The organism is Sphingopyxis sp. (genome assembly GCF_965227415.1).
Classification (GTDB): Bacteria; Pseudomonadota; Alphaproteobacteria; order Sphingomonadales; family Sphingomonadaceae; genus Sphingopyxis.
Map to the genome: position 1 here is coordinate 836,902 of NZ_OZ245749.1, position 21,648 is coordinate 858,549.

Sequence of the window (21,648 nt, forward strand, 5' to 3'; positions counted from 1 at the left end):
CCCTGCGGCGCGAAGGTTTCAGAAGAAAGACAGTGCGCGCGATTAGCCGAGCAGGCGCTCGTTCACGACCTTGCCGCCCTGTGTCAGGCGCACCGCATTGCCGATTTCCTCATCGAGCACCGGCTTGCCAGCGTCCTTGTCCCAGAAGGCCGACAGGAAATTGAACAGGTTGCGGCTGAACAACGCGCTGGTGTCCGCAGGCATCAACGCCGCGATATTCTTCGCGCCGATGACCGTCACGCCGTGGATACGCTTCGCTTCGCCCGGCACCGATCCTTCGACATTGCCACCGCTTTCGGCGGCCATGTCGACGATCACGCTGCCAGGGCGCATCGTCGCAAGCTGGGCGTCCGAAATCAGCCGCGGCGCCGGACGCCCCGGAATCAGTGCTGTCGTGATGACGATATCCTGCTTGGCGATGTGCGACGACACGAGTTCGGCCTGCGCCGCCTTATATTCGTCTGACATTTCGGTAGCATAGCCGCCCGCGCCTTCGCCCTCGATGCCCGCGACACTCTCGACGAAAATCGGCTTGGCACCGAGCGACATGATCTGTTCCTTGGTCGCGGCGCGCACGTCCGTCGCGCTGACCTGCGCACCCAGGCGGCGTGCGGTCGCGATCGCTTGCAGTCCGGCAACGCCAACGCCCATCACGAATGCCTTGGCGGCGCTGACGGTGCCCGCCGCGGTCATCATCATCGGAAAAGCGCGGCCATAGGCGTTCGCGGCGATCAGCACCGCCTTGTAACCCGAAAGGTTGGCCTGGCTGGAGAGGATGTCCATCGACTGCGCGCGCGTGATGCGCGGCATGAATTCCATCGCCAGCGCCTCGATCCCCAGTTTCGCATAGCCATCGATGCGTGCGCGCTCGCCAAACGGATTGAGCCCCGCGGCGAGCCAGGCGCCATCGGCAAAGCCCGTCAGATCCTTGGGATCCGGGCCCTGGACCGCGAGAATGATGTTGGCGCCTTTCAAGGTTGCGGCGCGGGTGCCGACACTGGCGCCCGCCGCACTATAATCGGCATCGGCGATGGAAGCGACTTCGCCTGCCCCCGATTCGATGGCAACTTCGGCCCCCAGGCCAATGAATTTCTTCACGGTTTCCGGGGTTGCGGCGACGCGGGTCTCGCCAGCGGCGAGCTCCTTCAGGACAGCGATGCGCATGCCGGCCCGGTCAGGAGATCAAGAGGACGACAAAGGCCGCCACGATCACGGTAAGGATCGTGCCAACCTTGAACAAGCTGATGAAACCCGCATAGGTTTCGTTCGCTGCCTTCATTTCCTGTTCCGCCATGACCTGTCCCCTTTGCCTGTTCGTCGCGAAGACACGCGCCCGCGCGCTCCAAAAATCGCCCCGGCACGCGAAAGCGCGCCCCGGAATCGCCCCAGGGTACGCGAAAGCGTGCCCCAGAATCGGACCTCGCGCCGGTCTTAGCCACGCCTTGCCCCTTGCTCAAGGGGCGCCAGCCGAAAAGCGCGTCATATGGAAAAGGCGAACGGCCTTAATAGCCCCTTTACCCATGTGCCCTACATCACTGCCCTTGGGTGGGCGAAACGGCACTGCGGGGCCGAAATGGGCAGAATCGAAAAAATGGCCAGCACGCGCGAGATGCGAACGGTGATGATCGTTGACAGCGAGCCTGCTCAGCAGCGCTTCCTGTCGGCCTTGGTGTCGCGTGGCGGCTGGCGCAGCGTCGTCGCCGCGGACACCGATACTGCGCTTGCCAAACTCGGCACGCAGGAAGGCATGGCGCTCGACGCCGTGCTCGTCGATCAAGGCACGCCCGGCATGGACATGGCGGAATTCGTTGCCGAACTGCGCCGCTGGCGCCCTGCATTGCCGCTGATCGTCATCACGATGCGCAACGGCGTCGAGGTTGCAGTCGCCGCGATGCGCGCCGGCGCGAGCGACTTCGTTCAGAAGCCTATCGCGCCCGACCGTCTGCTCGAAGCGCTCGACCGCATCGTGTCGCAAGGCGGCCCGCAGGGCGAGCTTCGCCCGCTCACCGAAAAGCTCCGCGCGCCGCTGGCGTTCGAGGAAATCATCGGATCGAGCCCCAATTTCCGCAGCGCGCTCGCCATCGCCGCCAAAGCGGCGCGAGCGCGCGTCCCGGTGATGATCAACGGCAAGCCCGGCACCGGCAAGGAAGTCTTTGCCCGCGCGATCCACAGCGCCAGCCCGCGTGCGCGCGGCGCACTGGTGATGGTCGATTGCTCGGCCGTATCGCCTGGCCTGATCGGATCGGGCCTGTTCGGCCACGAGCGCGGCGCCTTTCCGGGTGCCTTCGATCGCCAGCTTGGGCGGTTGGTACAGGCCGACGGCGGCAGCGTCATCATCGACCACGTCGAATGCATCCCGCTCGAGACCCAGGCCAAACTCGTCGAATTCCTCAAGACCGGCGAAGTGCAGATGATCGGCGGATCGATCCGCCAGAGCGTCGACGTCCGGATCATCGCGACCAGCACCAGCCCGCTCGACAAGCTGATCGAGGCAGGCCACTTCCGCGAAGACCTGTTCTATGCGCTCTCGACCGCGCAATTCACCCTGCCCTCGCTTTCGGAGCGCCGCGGCGACGTCGGCCCGCTCGCGCGGCACTTGCTTCAGCGCATCGGCGGACTGCCCGGCATGGGTCCGATCGGCGTCACCGACGACGCGCTGCGCCTGCTCGCCGCCTATGCTTGGCCGGGCAACGTCCGCCAGCTGCAGGACGTGCTGTTCCGCGCTGCAACCGCCAGCAAGACCGACGTCGTCACCAGCGCCGATTTCAAGGCGATCGAAGCCGCACTTGGCGGCGGCACTCCTGGCGGCGAAGGCGATGTGGCGATCAACGGCGAGGCGATCGGTGTCACGCTCTACCTTCCCGACGGAAACCTGCGTCCGCTCGAAGAAATCGAGGCCGACGTCATCCGCCTCGCGATCGGCCATTATCGCGGCCGCATGAGCGAAGTCGCTCGCCGCCTCGGCATCGGCCGCTCGACGCTGTATCGCAAATTGAGCGATCTGGGGATCGATACGGCGGCCTAGCCCGTCAGCGCAGCGTCTCGCAATCCGCGCCACACGCGCAGCGCCTGCCGGTTTTCGGCAATATCATGCACACGCAATAGCTGCGCGCCCTGCGTCGCCGCTTGGTAATGCAGCGCCACGCTGCCGCCGAGCCGCTGGTCGGCGGGCGCTTCGTTGTCGAGCGCGCCGATCATCCGTTTGCGGCTCGCTCCGAACAGCAGCGGACAGCCAAGCGTATGGAAGAGCGCAAGGCCGTTCACGATCGCGAGATTGTCCGCGACGCCCTTGCCGAAGCCGATACCCGGATCGACGATGATCTTCGCAGGATCGATCCCTGCCGCGGTGCACGCCGCGACGCGCTCGGCGAGCATGTCGTACACGTCGAGCAGGACGTGCGCATAGGGACCGCCTTCATGCGCGTCGCTTTTCGCCGACGGCGCGTGCATCAGCACGACCGGGCAGCCCGCCTTCGCCACGACCTCCATCGCGCGCTCGTCATAACGAAGCGCCGAGATATCGTTGACGATCGTCGCACCGGCCGCGAGCGCGGCTTCCATCACCGCGGCCTTGCGCGTGTCGATCGACACCGCCACGCCGCCGCGCGCGAGCGCCGAAACGACGGTCTCGACGCGTTCGATCTCGTCGCCTTCCCAGACCGGCGGTGCGCCGGGTCTGGTCGATTCGCCGCCGACATCGACGATCGCTGCCCCCGCCGAGGCGAGAGCGAAGCCCGCATCGCTCGCGGCGGCAGTATCGACATGCTTGCCGCCGTCGGAAAAACTGTCGGGTGTGACGTTGAGGATGCCCATCAGCTGCGGCTCGCTCAGCCGCACGACGCGTTCGCCCAATTGCATCGTGCCGCGCGGCCGCGCGACTGCGGCACGCTGCGCGCGCACTGCGTCAGCCAGCCGGTCGGGCATCACCGCGATCCAGCCGTCGAGTTCGGGAACCGCAATGATCGCCGACTTGACGCTGTCATTGTCGCGCAGGCTGACATGCCATGCTGCAAACCAGACCATCGTGTCGGCGATGCGCAAACAATCGTCGTCGAGTTCGTGCGGACGGTCGACGAAGCACGCCGGGCGGCAATAGACGCGCGCATCCTCCCACGTCTTGCCGAAATCGGGCTTGGTCAGCGGCTGAAACATCAGGCCTCGTTCGCCAGCAGCCAGTCCTGCCGCACGGCGTCGATCACGCGAAGCTCCTTGCCGGTGTCGACGTGCCAGAAGGTCCAGCCGTTACAGCTCGGCGCGCCCTGCACGCCGGCGCCGACCTTGTGGATCGACCCCGCCGGCTGGCCGTCGCATTCCAGGCTGCCATCGACGCGCACTTTCGCTTTCCAGCGGCGCTTGGCGTCGGTGAGGAGCGTTCCCGGTGCGATCAGGCCGCCCTCGACCAGGGTGCCGAACGCGACGCGCGTCGCCGCCTGCGGCGCCATCATCGTCTTCACCGCGCTTTCGTCGAGCGGCAGCGCCATTTCGATCCGTTCCAGCGCAGCGGCGATATAATCATCCTCGCGCTCGATGCCGATGAAATGGCGGCCCAGGCGTTTCGCGACGGCGCCGGTCGTTCCGGTACCGAAAAAGGGATCGAGGATCACGTCGCCGGGGTTCGAGCTGGCGAGCAGAATGCGATAGAGCAAGGCCTCGGGCTTTTGCGTCGGATGGACCTTCGTGCCGCCCTTCTTAAGCCGCTCCTGCCCGCCGCAGATCGGGATCAGCCAGTCGCTGCGCATCTGAAGTTCGTCGTTGAGCGTCTTCATCGCGCGATAGTTGAAGGTATAGCGCGCCTTTTCGCCCATCGACGCCCAGATCAGGGTCTCATGGGCGTTGGTAAAGCGCGTGCCCTTGAAATTGGGCATCGGGTTCGCCTTGCGCCAGACGATGTCGTTGAGGATCCAATAGCCCTGATCCTGCAGCGCGGTACCGACGCGAAAGATGTTGTGATAGCTGCCGATCACCCAGATGCTGCCGCCGGGTTTCAGGATACGCTTGGCCTCGGCAAGCCACGCATGGGTGAAGCGGTCATAGGTCGCGAGGCTGTCGAACTTGTCCCATTCATCGTCGACGGCGTCGACCTGGCTGCCGTCGGGGCGATGGAGGTCGCCGCCGAGCTGGAGGTTATAGGGGGGGTCGGCAAAGATCATGTCGACTGACGCCGCGGGCAGGCTGCGCATCATCTCGACGCAATCGCCCTGCAGGATGCTGTCGAGCGGCAGGTCCGCCGGCGCCGCTGTCGGCGCGCGCTGCTTGACCGCAGGCGCCTTGACCCGTTCCATCACACCCATGTCTCGCCCCTGTCCATTCCCGAAAGAAGCCCCTGATGAGTCCGGCGGAGTCCGCCGTCAAGCTCAGGATTCTAGGGATTCCGCGTCTCCAAATGGTTAACGGGACGAGAACGAAACGAGTCTGACACACCATATGGAGTCGCCCGCGACTCGGGGACTCAACCGGTGGTGGTGTGGCGGCGAGGACTCACCGGCCACTTTTTTTTATCAAAGCCCCGGATCGACGCCCGTCAGTTCGATCGAACGGCGCCACAGCTCGGACGCGAGCTTCGGGTCGCGCGCATCGCGGGTGGCGCGCGCCGGACCCGATCGCCCCGATACTTCGCCCAGCCCCTGCGGCCCCAGATAATCGCCGCCCTGCACATTGGCACCTGTCGCGGCCTGCAACGTCGGCCACGCGCCCTGCGCGGCGCTGTTGAAAAAAGGCGCTGCAAGCGGCGTCATCGTCCGCAACGGCAGCGGCAGGTGGCGCGTCAATTCGGTGAGCGCGACGCCCGGATGGCAACCGATCGCCTGCGTCGCGCGGCCCGCCGCGCCCAGCCTCCGGTCGAGCTCGAACATGAACAGCAGATTCGCCAGCTTGCTCGTCTGGTAGCGTTGCCAATTGTGATAGCTGCGGCTCGCGTCGAGGTCGCTGTAATCCATCGTCCCGCCCTTGTGCGCAAGGCTCGCGGTGATCACGATCCGGTCGTCGACATGTGGGTGGATCAGGCCCGTGAACGCGAACGTGCCCAGGTGATTGACCCCGAATTGCAGTTCGAAGCCCTGTCTGGTCAGCGTCTTCGGCGGGATCATCACCCCCGCATTGTTGATCAGAACATCGATCCGAGGTCCCGCGAGCACTGCCTGCGCCGCCGCCTTCACCTGATCGAGGTCGGCAAGATCGAGCGGCTGGAACGACAGATCGGCTGTCGGCACATCGACGCGAATGCGGTTCATGGCCGCTTCGGCACGGCCTTCGTCGCGGCACGCCAGCACCACATGCGCGCCATGCGCCGCCAGGATCTTCGCTGACTCGAAACCCAGCCCGGCATTGGCGCCGGTCACCAGAAAACGTCGCCCGGCCTGCGCGCCGACATCGTCGGCGGTAAATCCGCTGCGCATCGCTCTCTCCTGCTTTTTCAGACCAGCTGCATTTGTGCGACCGGGGCAAAACTCGTCCGATGAAGCGGCGTCGGGCCGTGCTGACGCAGCGCCGCGAGATGACGCGCCGTACCATAACCCATATTGCTATCCCAGCCAAAGTGCGGGAAATCGCGCGCCGCAGCGACCATGAAACGGTCGCGATGCTCCTTCGCGATAATACTCGCGGCCGAAATACAAGGATGCAGCGCGTCGCCGCCGACGATCGCTGTCGCGGTATAACGCCAGCGCGGCAGGCGATTGCCGTCGACAAGGACCTCGGTCGGCTCGAACCCCAGCGCTTCGACCGCGCGCGTCATCGCGAGAAACGTCGCCTGCAGGATGTTGATGCTATCGATCTCGGCGACGCTCGCTTCGCCGACGCCCCAGCGGCAGCGCGCCTTGATCTCGATCTCCAGTTCGCCGCGCCGTTTGGCGGTCAGTTTCTTGCTGTCGTCGAGGCCTGCTATTCCTGCCGGACATAGCAACACCGCGGCCGCGACCACCGGCCCCGCAAGGGGGCCACGCCCGGCCTCGTCGACCCCGACGATCATATCCGCCAGGGCGGATACCGCCGATATTCGCCTGCCTGATACAGACACAGCCGATTGCCCGCCGGATCGGTCAACCGCGCCTCGCGCCAGCCCCACTCTTCATCCTTCGGCATCTGGTCGAAGCGCACGCCGCGCCGCGCGAGATAAGCGGCCCAGGCATCGAGCGCGCCGCTCTCCAGATAGGTCGTCGCTCCGCCCGCCGCGCCGTCGCCGACGTGAATAGACAATGTCACGCCGTTCGCCGCTTCAAAACGGGCATAGCCATTGTCCGGACTGTCGACGATCTGCCTCAGCCCCAGCTGTTTGTAGAAGGCGACCGACGCCGCATAGTCGATCGCGGGCAAGGTCATCTGGTTGAGCGCCGGGCCGGTGAACAGTCCGTCGTTGCGCACCATCTGCTGCCCCATCGGGCCGTGCCCTTTGCCCAGTCCCGGCGCGTCGAGCAGCGCCAGCCGCACGAAATCGCGCGCGCGCGCCACCGCCGGTTCCAACGGCATGCCCTGCGCCAGCCCCGTCGCGATCGCGCTCGCCAGCGTGCAACCGGTGCCATGGGTGCTCGTCGTGTCGATCCGCGGCGCTTCCCAGCGCGCGACTTCGCCCTCGCCCGTTTCGAGCAGGCGGTCGATCACCGTCTCGCCTTCGACATGACCGCCCTTGACGAGCAGCGAACAGCCGTGCGCCAGAACCGCCTCCTCGCCGCCGAGCGCTTCGAGTTCGGGCAGGTTCGGCGTGGCCACCATCGCGCGACCCAGGAGCGCGCGAAACGCGGCAATCGTCGCGCTATCGGCCAGCACCGCGCCGCTTGTCGCAACCATCACCGGATCGAACACCACTGCCGCTTGCGTCAGGTCGGGACGCGCCAGCCGCTCGGCGACCGCCGCGGCCGTCTCGGCGCTGCCGATCATTCCGATCTTGACGGCATCGACGCCGATGTCGGCGACGACGCTGTCGATCTGCGCCAGCACCATCGCGGTCGGAATCGCATGAACGCTCTGCACGCCCAGCGTATTCTGCGCGGTGATTGCCGTGATCGCCGTCATCGCATAACCGTCGAGCATCGTCACTGTCTTGACGTCGGCCTGAATCCCCGCGCCGCCTCCGCTATCGGAGCCCGCGATGATCAATACGCGCGCCGTCACCGGCCCTTGTCCTGACCATCATCACCCCGGGCTTGATCCGGGGTCCATGCCGCCGAGGCCGAGCTGGATACCGGATCCAGTCCGGCATGACGAATGAGGCTATATGTCACCCCTTATGCTTTCGCTCCGTCGAGGCCGGAAATTTCGCCAGAATAGCGCCCTCGCGCAGCGGCCGGTCGAGCAGGTCGCCACGGCAATTGGGGCAAATTTCGTCGAGCTTGTCGGCGCAATTCGCGCAAAAGGTGCACTCCATGGAGCAGATGAAGGCCCCGTGGACGGCGGCGGGCAGATCGCGGCCGCATTTTTCGCAATCGGGTCGCATTTCAAGCATGGTAAGTCTCTTTCGGTTCTGGAAAAATCAAATGGTCATGCCGCCGCCACGCGCACCGCGTCGCAAATCATGTCGACGACGCGCTCGACCTGTCCGGCGTCGTCGCCTTCGGCCATAACGCGGATCAGCGGTTCGGTGCCCGACGGGCGAATCACCAAACGTCCGCGGCCCGCCAGCGCAGCCTCTCCCTCGGCAATGGCGGCCTGGACATCGGCATTCTCGAGCGGCTTGCCGCCCGCGAAACGGACATTCTTCAAAAGCTGCGGCACCGGATCGAACTGATGGAGCAATTCGCTCGCCGGCTTGCCTGCGGTCACGAGTTCGGCGAGCACCTGCAACGCTGCGAGCGTGCCGTCGCCCGTCGTCGCATGGTCCGACAGGATCATATGCCCCGACTGTTCGCCGCCGACATTGAAGCCGCCGCTCTTCATCCGTTCCAGCACATGGCGGTCACCGACCTTGGTCCGCTCGAGCCGCAGCCCCTCCCTTTCGAGGAAGCGTTCGAGGCCGAGGTTCGACATCACCGTCGCGACGACGCCGCCGCCCTTGAGCAAGCCTTGCCGTGCCCAGCTCGCGCCGATCAGCCCCATGATCTGGTCGCCGTCGACGATCTTGCCCTTTTCATCGACGATGATCAGCCGGTCGGCGTCGCCGTCGAGCGCGATGCCGATATCGGCGCCGCTCGCGACAACCGTTTCCTGCAGCAGCCCCGGCGCCGTCGAGCCGCACTTGTCGTTGATGTTGATGCCATTGGGCTCGACGCCGACCGCGACGACATCGGCGCCCAGCTCCCAGAACACCGTCGGTGCGCTGTTATATGCCGCGCCATTCGCGCAATCGAGGACGATCTTCAGCCCGTCGAGCCGCACCGATTCGGGCAGGCTCTGTTTCACCGCGTGGATATAGCGCCCGCGCGCATCCTCGATTCGCTTGGCGCGACCGATATGGCTGGGGTCGGCAAGCTTCGGCGCGACCGTCAGCAGATGCTCGATCTGTGCTTCATCCTCGTCGGACAATTTATACCCGTCGGGGCCGAACAGCTTGATGCCATTGTCGTGAAACGGATTATGGCTCGCCGAAATCATCACGCCCAGGTCGGCCCGCATCGATCGTGTGAGCATTGCCACGGCGGGTGTCGGCATCGGCCCGACCTGAACGACGTCCATGCCCACGCTGGTGAAGCCCGCGACCAGCGCATTTTCCAGCATATAGCCCGACAGGCGCGTATCCTTGCCGATCACGACGCGATGTTTGTGGTCGCCGCGCAGGAAGTGCGCGCCCGCCGCCATGCCGACGCGCATCGCAGTCTCGGCGGTCATCGGAACCTGGTTGGTCAGCCCGCGAATCCCGTCGGTTCCGAAAAACTTGCGCATGGCACCTCTGCTACCTAATCCGGTCGCCAGGACAAGAGCCTGCCCCGATCAAGGGATGGCCCTAGGTCACTCATTTTGGCTTGGCAAGTTGGCCGGCGCGACCTTCGGGGGAATAGAGCTTGAAATCGGCATGGATCATCCTTTCGGCCCTGATCGGCGGCATGCTCCTGGGCATCGTCGTCGAGACGATATCGGTCGACGCGGGCACCGCCAGCCTTCCCTTCATCGAACCGATCGGCCTTCTCTGGCTCAACGCGCTCAAGATGACGATCATCCCGCTGATCGTTGCGCTCCTGATCACCGGCATTACTGCAACCGCTGACGCAGCGCGCGCGGGCAAGCTGGCGGGCCGCGCGGTCGCGATCTTCATCGGCGCCAATCTGGTTGCGGGGCTGATGACATTGCTCGTCTTGCCGCTGCTTCTGCGCGCCTTTCCGCTGTCTGCCAGCGCGGCAGAGGGATTGCGCCACGGGCTCGGCGGCACCACCGAAACTGCGCCGTCGCCGCACTTCGCCGATTTCCTGCTTTCACTGATCCCCACGAATCCGATCGCCGCGGCAGCCGACAGCGCGATTCTGCCGCTCATCGTCTTCACCACCATCTTCGCTTTTGCGATCACCCGCATCGGCGGCGCCGAACGCGCGACGCTTTCGGGCTTCTTCAAGGCGCTCGGCGACGCGATGCTTGTCGTCATCGGCTGGGTGCTCGCGCTTGCCCCGATCGGCGTCTTCGCGCTTGGCTATGCGCTCGCGATCAAGGCGGGCATCGCGGCGTTCGGCGGACTGGCACATTATGTGCTGATGCTGTCGATGATCGGCGTCTGCACGATCATCCTCGGCCTGCTGCTTGCCGTCCTGGTGGTTCGTATCCCCTTGCCGCGGTTCATTCGCGCGATGGTCCCGACCTTCGCGGTCGCGCTCAGCACGCAAAGCTCGCTCGCCAGCCTGCCCGCAATGCTCCGCTCGTCGGCCGAACTCGGCGTCGATCCAAAGAAGGCAGACATCGTGCTGCCGCTCGCGGTTGCGCTCTTCCGCTTCACCAGCCCGGCGATGAACCTCGCGGTCGTCGTCTATGTCGCGTGGCTGTTCGGGATCGAACTGACGCCGTGGGAGATGGCGGTCGGCCTCGCTGTCGCGCTTGCCGCGGCGCTGTCGTCGGTCAGCCTGCCCGGCTCGATCAGTTTCGTGACCTCGATCGCGCCGATTGCCGTGTCGATGGGCGTCCCCGTCGCGCCGCTCGGCCTGCTGGTCGCGGTCGAGACTTTCCCCGATATCTTCCGTACGCTCGGCAATGTCGTTGGCGATGTCGCCGCGACCAAATATGCCGCCGATGGTATAGATGACGACGCCCCCCCCGCAGGAGAAGCCTCATGAAGTATCGCAAGCTCGGCCACGGCCTTGAAGTGTCGGCTATCGGGATCGGCTGCATGCCGATGATCAAGGGCGGCAACATCCTTTATGGCGAAGCCGCCGACCTCGACGAATCGAGGCGCGCCATCCACCGCGCGATCGACCTTGGCGTCACCTTCTTCGACACCGCGCAAATCTATGGCCCTTTCAGCAACGAAGAGCTGCTCGGCGAAGCGATCAAGGGCAAGCGCGACGGCCTCGTCATCGCGACCAAATTCGGCTTCAAATTCGACGGCAACCAGATCGTCGGCGTCGATGGCTCACCCGCCAATGCGCGCGCGGCGTGCGAAGGCTCGCTCCAGCGACTCGGCATCGACACGATCGACCTGTTCTACCAGCACCGCGTCGATCCCTCGATCGCGATAGAAGAGGTCATCGGAGGAATGATGGACCTAGTAAAAGAAGGCAAAGTCCGCCACATCGCGCTTTCCGAGGCTGGGCCCGACACGATCCGCCGCGCCGCCAAGGCCGCGCCGATCACTGCGCTGCAGAGCGAATATTCAATCTGGGAGCGCGACGTCGAAGAGGAAATCCTTGGAGCCTGCCGCGACAACGGCATCGGCTTCATTCCCTATTCGCCGCTCGGCCGCGGCTTCCTCGCCGGCACGATCCGCAGCCGCGACGAGCTTCCCGAAAACGATTGGCGCCGTAACGATCCGCGCTATTCGGAAGAGAATTTGCCCGCCAACCTCGCCATCGTCGATGCGATCGCCGGCGTTGCGGCAAAGCATGGCGTGTCGAACGCGCAGGTCGCGCTCGCCTGGCTGCTCGCACAGGGCGACGACATCGTTCCGATCCCCGGCACCAAGCGCCGCGTCACGATGGAGGATAGCGTCGGCGCGGCCGACGTCACGCTGACCGCCGACGACCTGGCCGCAATCGATGCCGCCGCACCGCGTGGCGGCACCAGCGGGCCGCGCTATGGCGAAATGGGCATGCGGATGGTGCGGCTTTAAATCCAGTCCCAAACTCGTCGCCTCGGGCTTGATCGGGGCGACGAATGACGGGAAAGGACCGGTCGGAGACGATTCAGATGTGTTCCCCGGCGAAGGCGGGGGTCCAGAGCGTGCTCGCGCAACGCCGGCTCTCCGGCGCCCTGGACCCCGGCCTTCGCCGGGGAACATGAAGGGTCGCCAGGTTGACGCTTTCGCGGGAATGACGAAGGGAGCGATGACCGCTCATCACCCCAACCGGACGCTCAATCGATCGTCATCCCAAACCCCTCGTTCCATTCAGTCCTTCCGGTCCAGTCGGTCGCACAGGCCGGCGACCTTTTCCGAAAGGTCGTGAAAGCGCATCTGGTCGAGCTTTTCGTGCAGCCTCATGATCTCCAGCTCGGCGCGCAGATTGACTTCATAGTCCAACTGCTCGGTCAGCCGGTCCTTCGCGGCCTGCCGATTCTGGCTCATCATGATGACCGGCGCCTGGATCGCCGCAAGCGTCGACAGCATCAGGTTCAGGAAAATGAACGGATAGGGATCGAAGGTCAGGCCCAGCTTCTCGAACAGCTTGGAATTGATGAGCATCCACCCGAACAGGACGATGCCGAACGCGATGATGAACCCCCACGAACCGCCCACCGCAGCCACCCGGTCGGCCAGACGATCGCCGAAACTGCCCTGCATTCCGTCGTCGTCATCGACATCGCGGCTCGTTGGCTGGCGCTCGGCAATCGCGCGCACGACGCGCTGCTCGCCGCCATCGAGCTGATCGTAAGCGCGGCCCAGCAACCGCAGCGACAGGTCGGATATCTGCTCTTCGTTGGTCATTGCGTTCCTAGCCTGTCCAGCGCCAGATGCCCGCGACCATATAGCCGAGCGCGCCATGCGCCCAGGTCGCGACAAGCCACAACAGGATTCCGCCGAGCAAGGCGTGGGCGCGCGGGATCGCGTCGGCCCAGGGTGTGACGCCGGCAACCTGCCGCCCGAACGGCACAAAGCTTGTCCGCGCGGCCCAATGCCGCCAGCTGTCGCCCATCAGCCGTGCCTTTTTCGCATCCTGTCCCGCGGATCCGACAAGCGCGAGAAACGCGATCGCCGACGACAGGACAATCTGCCCCGGCGTCGGCATGACCAGCGCATGCGCCAGTGCCCACAGCGCAAAGCCCCACATCATCGGGTGGCGGGTGATCGCAAAAACGCCGCGCGGCGCGGCCTGCGCTGATGCGGCGGCATTCGGCGCGGGTAGCGCCGGATTGCCGATCAGCGACCCCATGAACAAAATGCTCGCGAACAGCACGAGCAGCGAGGCGAGAATCCATAACGGATCGTCGACCGCCCACAGCGGCGGCTCGGGCGGCATCCCGCGGTACGCCTGTATGATCATCACGAAGGTCGCGATGGCGACGATCGAATAGACGATCTGGAACCCGCGCTCGCCGAGCCGTCCGGCAAGGCCCGCGCGCATCGGATGCGACAGCGCGAAATGGGTGCCGACGAACAGGACGCACGTGACGATCAAAAGCGACATCGGTTGCATTGGAGCCTTCTCCCTCTCCCCTCCCCGGCGGCCGCTTTTGTTCAGGCGCGTGCCTTACCTGTCGTAGGCCTTGGGCAACGCCCCTTCGGTCGGCGTCAGATAGCGGTCGCGCAGGCGGTCCTGCCGCGTGACGAGCGACTGGCGTTTGCCATCGATCCAGACCGCCGTCGGACGGCTGCCGAGTTCGAGCGGATCATTGTCCCAGATTACCACGTCGCCGACGCGGCCGGCCTTGAGCGATCCCATCGTCGCATCCATGCCGATCGCCCGCGCCGGAGCGCTGGTGATCGCGGCAAAGGCCTGATCCCACGTCAGCCCGCTCGCGCCCGGCATCTTCGACAGGCCGACGAGATTGCCCGCATATTGGGTGGTGTACCCCATCTTATGCGCGTCATCGTCGTCGAACACGCCGACCGACACATCGACCCCCGCGGCCTTCAGGCGCCCGGCGTTCGACTGCGTCGCGCCAAGCTGCTCGAAGCTGCCCGCCAGGTCGGTGAGCGGCGAGACGAGCACCGGCACCTTCGCCGCGGCCAGATCGCGCGCGACGAGCCAGCCCTCGGTCGCGCCGACAAGCACCAGCTTCAGCGCCGGGAATTCGCTCTTCAGCTTGATGACGTTCAGAATATCCACGGCGCGGTCGACGCGGACGAACAGCGGCGTCGCGCCATTGATCACGCGTACCAAGGCCTCGGCATCGGCACGCTGGATCAGCGTGTCGTTGCTCCACTCGGCCAGCGTCGCGGGATTGCGCGCATAGCTGCGCGCCGCGAGCAATTGTTCGCGGAACAGCAGAAAGGTCGCGGCGCGGCTGCCGCCGGCCTTGGCCGAACCATCTTCACCGAACGCGACATATTGCAGCGCGCGCGGCCTGGTTACCATGTTCATATCGTCGCCCAGGTCGACGACGGCGCCCTGTCCGGCGAACAGATTGCTGCTGCTTCCCGGTGCGACGATCGCGCGCGTGACACCCGCGGCGCGGTTCACCGCGATCGGCGAGCCCATGGGGTTCAGCGCTGGCGCGATATCGAGCCCTGCCGAAAAGCGCGACTTGTTCGCCGAACGATCGTTGGTGCCATCGACGGCGTCGATCTCGACCAGGCCAACGCGGCTGAACGCCGCGACGATACCCGGCGTGACATAGCGGCCTTGCGCATCGATGCGTTCGATACCCGCAGGCACCGCAACGCCGGCACCGGCGGCGACAACCTTGCCGCCGCGTACGACCACGGTGCCGCCCTCGATCGGCGCGCTGCCATCGCCGATGACGAGCTTCGCATTGACGATCGCGATATCCTGCGCGGCGGCAGGAAGCGCGATCAGCGCGGCAGCGGACAGAAGGAGCGCGCGGATCATTTCACGTCTCCTTCACCCGGTTGGCCAAGCTCGAAATCGGTCACTGGCCGCCGTTTGGGATCATTGGCATCGAACATCAGCGCACCGTCAATCCAGACTTTTTCGGGCCGCGTATAGACGCTGAACGGATTGCCGTTCCACAGCACGACGTCGGCCATCTTGCCGGGTTTCAGGCTGCCGATCTTGTCCTGCAGGCCGATTGCCTTCGCGGGGTTGATCCCGAGCCATGTCCACGCCTGCTCATCGGTGATCTGCATTCCCATCCGGCGGCCGGCGGCGAGTGCCTTGGCGGCTTCCTGGTTCAGGCGCTGGATCTGGTTCGCATCATCCGAATGGACGATCGTGCACGCGCCTTCCTTGTACATCAGCGCGATATTCTCGGGCACCGCGTCATAGGCTTCCATCTTGAAACCCCACCAATCCGCCCACATCGCCGCGCAAATGCCTTCCTTCTTCAGCAGGTCGGCGATCTTGTACGCCTCGACCGCATGATGAAAGGCCGAAACCTTATAGCCGAACTCGTGGCTCATATCGATGACCTGCGCCATTTCGTCGGCGCGATAGCAATGGTTCTGGACCAGGATTTCGCCCGACAGAACCCCTGCGAGCGTCTCCATCGCCAGGTCGCGATCGACCGGCTTTCCTTCGTCGAGTTTCTTCTTGTACGCCGCCGCCTTCGCCCAGGTCTGTCGGTCGACCGCCATATTGCCCATGCGGGTCGAGGGCATCCGCCCCTTGCTGCCGTACACACGCTTCGGATTTTCGCCGCACGCCATCTTCAGGCCGTAGGGCGCGCCGGGGAACTTCATTCCCTGCACCGTGCGCGCGGGGACATTCTTCAGCACGACCGAGCGGCCGCCCATCAGGTTCGCGCTGCCGGGCAGGATTTCCAGCGTCGTGATTCCGCCGTTCGCGAGCGCGCGGGTAAAGCCCGGGTCCTGCGGCCAGACGCTATGTTCGGCCCAGACCTCGGCGGTCACCGGACCCGTCGCTTCATTGCCGTCCGAATTCGCCTCGACGCTCGGACTTGCGTAGTCGCCCAGGTGGCTGTGAATGTCGATCACGCCCGGCGTCAGATATTTGCCCGTGCCGTCATAAACGTCGGCGTCGGTCGGCAATTCCATGTCGGGGCCGCCGACGCGGTCGACCTTGCCGCTCGACAGCACGATCGATCCATTGTCGATCCGCCCGCCCTCGCCGTCGAAGATGGTGACGTTGCGGACGACGGTCAGCCGCGTCGGATACCCCTTGTAGGTCGAGGGATAGGGATCCTTGTCGAACTTGACCGGCTTGTCGGCCGATGCCGTCGTGACAGGCTTGTCGCCCGCCGACTTCGCACCGCCGCCCGAGGAAGCGCAGGCGGCGAGCGCGAGCAGCGGCAGCGCCGCAATCGATAAACGCATGATCACAAGCCCCTTATTTTACGCCGTGCATCAGAAATTTCAGCGGCCATGCCAACAGCAGCAGCAGCCCGCCGATGACGATCGAGATCAGACCGATCGTCTGGAACACGCCCACATAGGTATCGAGGCTGACGCGCAGGTTCGTCACCTGCCCGCCGACCGTCTCGACGCTTGCGAACTGGGCGACGATCCCCGCGACATATTGCGCGGTAGCGATCGACAGGAACCACACGCCCATCATCAGCCCGACGACGCGCGCGATCGACAATTTGGTGATCATCGAAAGGCCGACCGGCGAGATGCAGAGTTCCGCGATCGAGTGGATCAGATAAAGGCCGGCAAGCCATGCCAGCCCGACCTGGAACTTGCTGTCGGCAAACTGCGCCCCCCAGACAAGGAACAGGAAGCCCGCGCCGACGCCCATCAGCGCGATCCCGAACTTGACCGGGATATTGGGCTCAAGACCGCGTGCTGCCAGCGCGTTCCAGAGCATGCTGAACAGCGGCGCGAGCAGCACGATGAACAGCGCGTTGAAGATCTGCGTCTGCCCCGCGGGCATGACATAGACCCGCTCGCTGCCAAAGCCGTTGATCCGCGCGACATGCATGCCGATCATCGCGGCCACGACGACGCCGGCCCACACGATCGCCATCATGCGCTTTACTGCCGCATCCTCGCCGCGCGAGAAGAACCACCAGGCGAGCCAGGCGACCCCGCCGAACAGCCCTGCGAAGAAGAGATAATAGCTGATCGGCGTCGCACGGAACATGGCGAACAACGGCTGGGTCCAGCCGACCTCGAGCATCGTGTTGCGTTCGGCGAACAGCGTGAGCGACGAGCCGGCCTGTTCGAACAGCGTCCAGAACACGACGTTGAAGATGATCAGCACCATCGCGGCAAGCATCATCTGGAACTCGACGCGGCTGCCCTTGAAATATGCCCAGGCCAGAATGCCGGGGATCGCGAGGATGAAGGTGCCGAACATGACCTTGCCCATGATAGGCAGCGTCGCAAGATAGCCGATCAGGCCGGTCCCAGCCTCGGGCTTCACATAGCCCATCAGGTTCGAGAAGAGGAAATAGACGAGCGGAATCGCGAGCAGCGCGCCGCCATAGATATACCAGTCCTTGCTGGCGTCGGCGCCTTCGGGGCGCTCGCCATAGCCTTTGAGGCGTCCGCCATCGAATTGGAAGAGCAGCCACGAACAGGTCATGCCGATCGCCGCCAGGCCGAAACCTGCCCACCAGCCGACGGCTTGCGCGAGGATCGGGCAAAAGAATTGCGAGACCAGCGAGCCAAGGTTGATGCCCATGTAGAAGATGGTGAAACCCGCGTCGCGGCGGCGATCGCCATCGGCATAGAGCGAGCCGACAATCGTCGAGATATTGGGCTTGAAAAATCCGTTGCCGATCGTGACCAGCCCCAGCCCGATAAGCAGGATGGTGACGAACATCGGCGAACGTTCGGCGTCGGACTTGAAATTGTCGGAAGCGATCTTGCGCGTTTCGCTGCCGTCGGCGCCAAGCAGCGAGACCGATTTGTCCTCGTTGCCGCGAATTTCCAGCTTCTGCCCGTCAACGGTGATGAAGCGCGCCTGGCCGCCATCGGCGTTCGCCTCGACCGCGACGTCATAACGCTGCGCATCGATCGTCGCGAAAGGCTTGGCCGTCTCGCCGCCGAAGCAGAGCGTAAAATAGCCAAGCGCCATCAGGATCGCGCCGAACTTCACCGATCGCTTCGATCCCAGATACCGGTCGGCGATCAGCCCGCCGATCAGCGGCGTGAGATATACCAGCGCCGTGAAGCCGCCATAAATTCCGGCGGTCGTCGTATCGCTGAACAGGAAATGGTTGGCGAGGTACAGCGTCAGGATGGCGCGCATCCCGTAATAGCCAAAGCGCTCCCACATCTCGGTCGTGAACAGGCGTTTCAGCTGCCGCGGGTGGCCGAACCAGCCATTATGGTCGCCGGGATGGATCATCGTGACGTCGGCAGGCGGCGCCCCCGGCTCCAGCGACGCATTCTGGTCCACTTCATTCGTCATGTGTCGGGCTCCCCGGTATATTTTGATTGAGGAGGCGCCTGTTCCGCATCGCGGAAATCCCGCCCCCTTGCCGATTTGATCGCGCAACCTAGCGCGAAAATTACGCAAGGGAAGAATCTAATTGCGCGTGAAACCAAGTGGCGGCAGTCAAAAATATTATTGCGAATCGATCGCAACACTTGCGCACGGCGAACAGCGCGCCCAAATGCGCTCCATGTTCAACGACACCAGCACCCTCCGCTCGCACCTCGCGACCCGCCGTTCGGGCAAGGCGCGCGACATGATCACGCCCGGTCCCGATGCTGGGGAACTGAAAGACATCATCACGCTCGCGCTGCGCACGCCCGATCATGGCAAACTCGCGCCGTGGCGGATCGTCACGATCGCCGATGATCAGCGCGATGCCTTCGCGACGCTGCTCAAGGACGCATGGGTTGCAGAAAATCCCGGCGCCGCGGGGCTCGACCTGTCGGCGCTCGACCAGTTCGCGCACCAAGCGCCCTCGTTGCTCGTGCTCGTCTCCACCCCCGTCCCCGGCAGCAAGATTCCGGTGTGGGAGCAACAGATGTCGGCAGGCGCCGTGGGAATGAACCTGCTCCACGCCGCCCACGCGCTGGGATTCGTCGGCAGCTGGCTCACCGGATGGGCCGCCTATAGTCCCGATGTCGCGAAAGCCTTTGGAGTCGCCGATCACGACACAATCGTCGGTTATTTCTTCATCGGCACCGCGGGCGCCAATCTGTCCGAGCGTCCACGGCCCGAATATGAGGATGTCGTCCACGCCTGGGACATTTAATTACAATGCAGGCATATTTTTGATAATTTTCATGATTTGACTGTGCTGCTGTCTTATGGCATTAAGGCGGCATGCTCGATCAGTCCAAACCCGTGTACCAGCGTTTGCGCGACGTCATCGCCAACGCCATTCTCGACGGCAGCTTTCGCGACGGCGACATGCTCCCGTCGGTCCGCTCGCTCGCTGCCGAGGAAGGCGCGAACCCGCTGACCGTCGCCAAGGCCTATCAGACGTTTCAGGACGAAGGTCTGGTTACGGTCAAGCGCGGCGTCGGCATGTTCGTCGCCGAGGGCGCGACCGACCGGTTGCGCGAGTTGATGCGTCACGATTTCCTGACCAATGTCTGGCCGCCCGTGGCGCAACAGATGCGCCGCATCGGGCTTGACGCGCGGACGCTCCTCGACCTCACCGACGCTTGATCGCGAACGCCGTATAATCATTGGTCATCCCGGCTAAAGGCCGCGATGACGCGGGCGACTACTGCCCGATCTGCTCGGCTTTTTCGCGTAAATCTTCGGCGCCTTGCCGGTCACCGCGCTGTTCGAGCAGGTCGGCATAGAACAGCATGATCTCCGAATTGAGCGGCTGCAGCCGATAGGCCAGGCCGATCAGCCGCAACGCGCGATCCTTGTCGCCCTTCGCGGCCCATGCGTGCGCGAGTTCGCGCAGGACCACCACGTCGCGATTGCCGATGCGTTGCCGCACCCGCTCGAAATGCGCGATGGCCTGATCCCAATGCTCGATGTCCATCGCCAGATGCCCCGCGAGCAGATCGGCCGCGATGCTCGACGGCTGGCTGTCGCGCAGCGCCAGGATCGCAGCGCCCGAGCCTGCGGAATCTCCCGCTACGAATAGCGCATTGGCCAGCCGCAACGTCGTGCGCTCGCCGGCATCAAGATCGCGTGCGGCGCGATAGGACTGGATCGCAAGATCGGTGCGCCCGCCCGCCAGCGCCGTGTCGCCAAGCAGGATATGCGCGTCGGCAACGCCGCGATTGGCATCGCGCAGTTTCGTTGCCCGCGCGATGGCGCTGCCAACATTGCCCGCCGTGATATCGGCCGCGATCGCCGGGATCGCTTTTGCCGGATTGAGCGGTTCGGCGTCGGCGCCTGTTACCAGCAGACCGTAACTGTCGCTGACCGCGAAGGGCGCAGCCCCGCCCCGGCTCAGCGAGGCGGCGCGCGCAAGAAAGCCGGTCGATGCGACCTGCTGGCCCAGTTCGGCAGCGATGCGCGCCGAAAGCAGCAGCGACCAGCTGTCGGCGTCGGCACGCGCCACAATCGGCGCCAGCGCTTCGGCCGCGGCGTCGGTGTCGCCATCGGCCCAGTCCGCGGCCGCAAGGATTCGCCGTGCGGTAAAATTCTCCGGCTGTTCGGCAACGAGCCGGTCGCCCCATGTCGCGGCGACCGCTTCGCCGCCCAGTTGCAACTCGACGATCGCGCTCAGCAGCATGAAGCCGGGTTCCTCGTCGAGCGCGCCGCGCGTTCGCTGCAGCAAGCTGCGCGCGAGCGCATAATTGTCGCCGCGTGCGGCGAGTACGGCTTGCAGATAATACAGCCGCGGGTTCCGCGGGACGAGTGGGGCAGCGCGGCGCAGCGACGCGAGCATATCCTTGTAGCGCCCCAGGTCGCCAAACGTCGCCGCCTGTTCGATCAACGCATCGGCATTGTCGGGATCGGCTGCGAGCGCCCTGTCATACCAGCCCAGCGAAGCCGTCAAACCTTGCTGGGTGCGAACCAGGTTCGCCTTATACGCCAGCGCGGCGCAGTTTCCCCTGTCGAGCTCGATCGCAAAGTCGACGGCATCGCGCGCGCCGAGCGTATCGGCATTGGCGTCGCGGAAGCGCGCGACATCGACCCACAACATCGAATTGCGCGGCAGTTCGCGCACCGCGCGATCATAGGCGTCGCGCGCGGCGCCCAGGTCGCCATTGTCCAGGTGAACATCGCCCGCGACCCACGCGGCCTCGCCGATCATGGCGGGCGCGATCGGGCCTCCATCGAGCGTCTGCAGCGCGCGGCTGCCGTCGCCTTGCAGCGCATAGGCGCGGGCAAGCAGCGGACGAAGATATTCGTCATTGGCGCCCGCGCCCAGCGCGGCCTTCACCGTCGCTTCGGCGCCAACCCCGTCGCCCAGCCCGATCTGCGCGCGCGCAAGTTTGACCCACGCTTCGATCGCGTTCGGATCGCTCGCCGTCGTCCGTTGCAGTTCGGCAATCTGTTGCTGCCATTGCTGGCGCGGGCTGTCCGGACGTGCCCCATCGCACCCGGCCAGCGCCGCGGCGGCGACCAGCCCGACAAGCAAGCGCCTCATGCGTAGTCACCCTGAACTTGTTTCAAGGCCAATGGTCCG

General features: G+C 64.9%; 20 protein-coding genes. 5 read left to right on the forward strand and 15 right to left on the reverse strand.

The window, feature by feature from the left end; translation table 11 throughout:
* Window positions 1-42: 42 nt before the first annotated feature.
* The gene (locus ACO055_RS04040) at window positions 43-1,164 is read right to left on the reverse strand and encodes an NAD(P) transhydrogenase subunit alpha (protein ID WP_422061321.1); all 1,122 of its coding nucleotides are present in this window, start codon (window positions 1,162-1,164) and stop codon (window positions 43-45) included.
* 10 nt (window positions 1,165-1,174) lie between these two features.
* On the reverse strand, window positions 1,175-1,294 hold the full coding sequence (locus ACO055_RS04045; protein WP_422061322.1) for an aa3-type cytochrome c oxidase subunit IV: 120 nt from the start codon (window positions 1,292-1,294) through the stop codon (window positions 1,175-1,177).
* A gap of 297 nt (window positions 1,295-1,591) precedes the next feature.
* On the opposite strand from ACO055_RS04045, the gene ACO055_RS04050 reads away from it, so the two are divergent.
* The gene (locus ACO055_RS04050; RefSeq protein WP_422061323.1) at window positions 1,592-3,025 is read left to right on the forward strand and encodes a sigma-54-dependent transcriptional regulator; all 1,434 of its coding nucleotides are present in this window, start codon (window positions 1,592-1,594) and stop codon (window positions 3,023-3,025) included.
* Here ACO055_RS04050 and folP read toward each other — a convergent pair.
* The 7 genes from folP to glmM form a co-directional block, all read right to left on the reverse strand.
* On the reverse strand, window positions 3,022-4,152 hold the full coding sequence (gene folP / locus ACO055_RS04055; RefSeq protein WP_422061324.1) for a dihydropteroate synthase: 1,131 nt from the start codon (window positions 4,150-4,152) through the stop codon (window positions 3,022-3,024). The two genes, ACO055_RS04050 and folP, sit on opposite strands and share 4 nt — an antisense overlap.
* The gene (locus ACO055_RS04060) at window positions 4,152-5,291 is read right to left on the reverse strand and encodes a site-specific DNA-methyltransferase (RefSeq protein ID WP_422061325.1); all 1,140 of its coding nucleotides are present in this window, start codon (window positions 5,289-5,291) and stop codon (window positions 4,152-4,154) included. The genes folP and ACO055_RS04060 overlap by 1 nt, the downstream gene beginning before the upstream one ends.
* 207 nt (window positions 5,292-5,498) lie before the next feature.
* Window positions 5,499-6,395 carry an oxidoreductase gene (locus tag ACO055_RS04065; RefSeq protein ID WP_422061326.1) on the reverse strand — a complete coding sequence of 299 codons (897 nt, stop codon included), beginning with the start codon at window positions 6,393-6,395 and terminating at the stop codon, window positions 5,499-5,501.
* Between the two features lie 17 nt (window positions 6,396-6,412).
* Window positions 6,413-6,967, reverse strand: a complete 555-nt coding sequence (locus ACO055_RS04070; protein WP_422061327.1) for a ribonuclease HII — start codon at window positions 6,965-6,967, stop codon at window positions 6,413-6,415.
* Window positions 6,964-8,106, reverse strand: coding sequence for a bifunctional hydroxymethylpyrimidine kinase/phosphomethylpyrimidine kinase (thiD, locus tag ACO055_RS04075; protein ID WP_422061328.1), 1,143 nt, complete (start codon window positions 8,104-8,106; stop codon window positions 6,964-6,966). Before thiD ends, ACO055_RS04070 begins: the two co-directional genes overlap by 4 nt.
* A gap of 106 nt (window positions 8,107-8,212) precedes the next feature.
* Window positions 8,213-8,437, reverse strand: coding sequence for a DUF1272 domain-containing protein (locus tag ACO055_RS04080; RefSeq protein ID WP_422061329.1), 225 nt, complete (start codon window positions 8,435-8,437; stop codon window positions 8,213-8,215).
* A gap of 35 nt (window positions 8,438-8,472) precedes the next feature.
* Entirely contained in the window at window positions 8,473-9,810 is a 1,338-nt protein-coding gene (gene glmM / locus ACO055_RS04085; RefSeq protein ID WP_422061330.1) for a phosphoglucosamine mutase, read from the reverse strand.
* 119 nt (window positions 9,811-9,929) lie between these two features.
* On the opposite strand from glmM, the gene ACO055_RS04090 reads away from it, so the two are divergent.
* Together ACO055_RS04090 and ACO055_RS04095 are read left to right on the forward strand one after the other, a co-directional pair.
* Window positions 9,930-11,183 carry a dicarboxylate/amino acid:cation symporter gene (locus ACO055_RS04090; protein WP_422061331.1) on the forward strand — a complete coding sequence of 418 codons (1,254 nt, stop codon included), beginning with the start codon at window positions 9,930-9,932 and terminating at the stop codon, window positions 11,181-11,183.
* Window positions 11,180-12,175, forward strand: coding sequence for an aldo/keto reductase (locus ACO055_RS04095; RefSeq protein WP_422061332.1), 996 nt, complete (start codon window positions 11,180-11,182; stop codon window positions 12,173-12,175). The genes ACO055_RS04090 and ACO055_RS04095 overlap by 4 nt, the downstream gene beginning before the upstream one ends.
* Before the next feature lie 276 nt (window positions 12,176-12,451).
* Here the strand turns inward: ACO055_RS04095 and ACO055_RS04100 are convergent, their stop codons facing one another.
* From ACO055_RS04100 to ACO055_RS04120, 5 genes are read right to left on the reverse strand one after another with little or no spacing between them, the layout of a single operon-like run.
* Window positions 12,452-12,988, reverse strand: a complete 537-nt coding sequence (locus ACO055_RS04100; RefSeq protein WP_422061333.1) for a DUF1003 domain-containing protein — start codon at window positions 12,986-12,988, stop codon at window positions 12,452-12,454.
* A 7-nt stretch (window positions 12,989-12,995) separates the two neighbouring features.
* Window positions 12,996-13,697: an NnrU family protein gene (locus ACO055_RS04105; RefSeq protein ID WP_422061334.1), complete on the reverse strand. Its 702-nt coding sequence runs from the start codon at window positions 13,695-13,697 to the stop codon at window positions 12,996-12,998.
* 54 nt (window positions 13,698-13,751) lie between these two features.
* Window positions 13,752-15,053 (reverse strand): amidohydrolase family protein, encoded by a 1,302-nt coding sequence (locus ACO055_RS04110; protein ID WP_422061335.1) that lies wholly within the window; start codon window positions 15,051-15,053, stop codon window positions 13,752-13,754.
* Window positions 15,050-16,456, reverse strand: coding sequence for an amidohydrolase (locus tag ACO055_RS04115; protein ID WP_422061336.1), 1,407 nt, complete (start codon window positions 16,454-16,456; stop codon window positions 15,050-15,052). The genes ACO055_RS04110 and ACO055_RS04115 overlap by 4 nt, the downstream gene beginning before the upstream one ends.
* A 13-nt stretch (window positions 16,457-16,469) precedes the next feature.
* Window positions 16,470-18,500: a peptide MFS transporter gene (locus tag ACO055_RS04120; protein ID WP_422061337.1), complete on the reverse strand. Its 2,031-nt coding sequence runs from the start codon at window positions 18,498-18,500 to the stop codon at window positions 16,470-16,472.
* 214 nt (window positions 18,501-18,714) lie between these two features.
* Here ACO055_RS04120 and ACO055_RS04125 point away from each other — a divergent pair, with 214 nt between their 5' ends.
* A complete protein-coding gene (locus ACO055_RS04125; protein ID WP_422061338.1) occupies window positions 18,715-19,296 on the forward strand; it encodes a nitroreductase family protein in 582 nt (193 codons plus the stop codon).
* A 71-nt stretch (window positions 19,297-19,367) separates the two neighbouring features.
* Window positions 19,368-19,715 carry a GntR family transcriptional regulator gene (locus ACO055_RS04130; protein ID WP_422061339.1) on the forward strand — a complete coding sequence of 116 codons (348 nt, stop codon included), beginning with the start codon at window positions 19,368-19,370 and terminating at the stop codon, window positions 19,713-19,715.
* Window positions 19,716-19,773: 58 nt separating this feature from the next.
* On the opposite strand, the gene ACO055_RS04135 is transcribed toward ACO055_RS04130, so the two are convergent.
* A complete protein-coding gene (locus tag ACO055_RS04135) occupies window positions 19,774-21,609 on the reverse strand; it encodes a tetratricopeptide repeat protein (protein ID WP_422061340.1) in 1,836 nt (611 codons plus the stop codon).
* Window positions 21,610-21,648 lie beyond the last annotated feature (39 nt).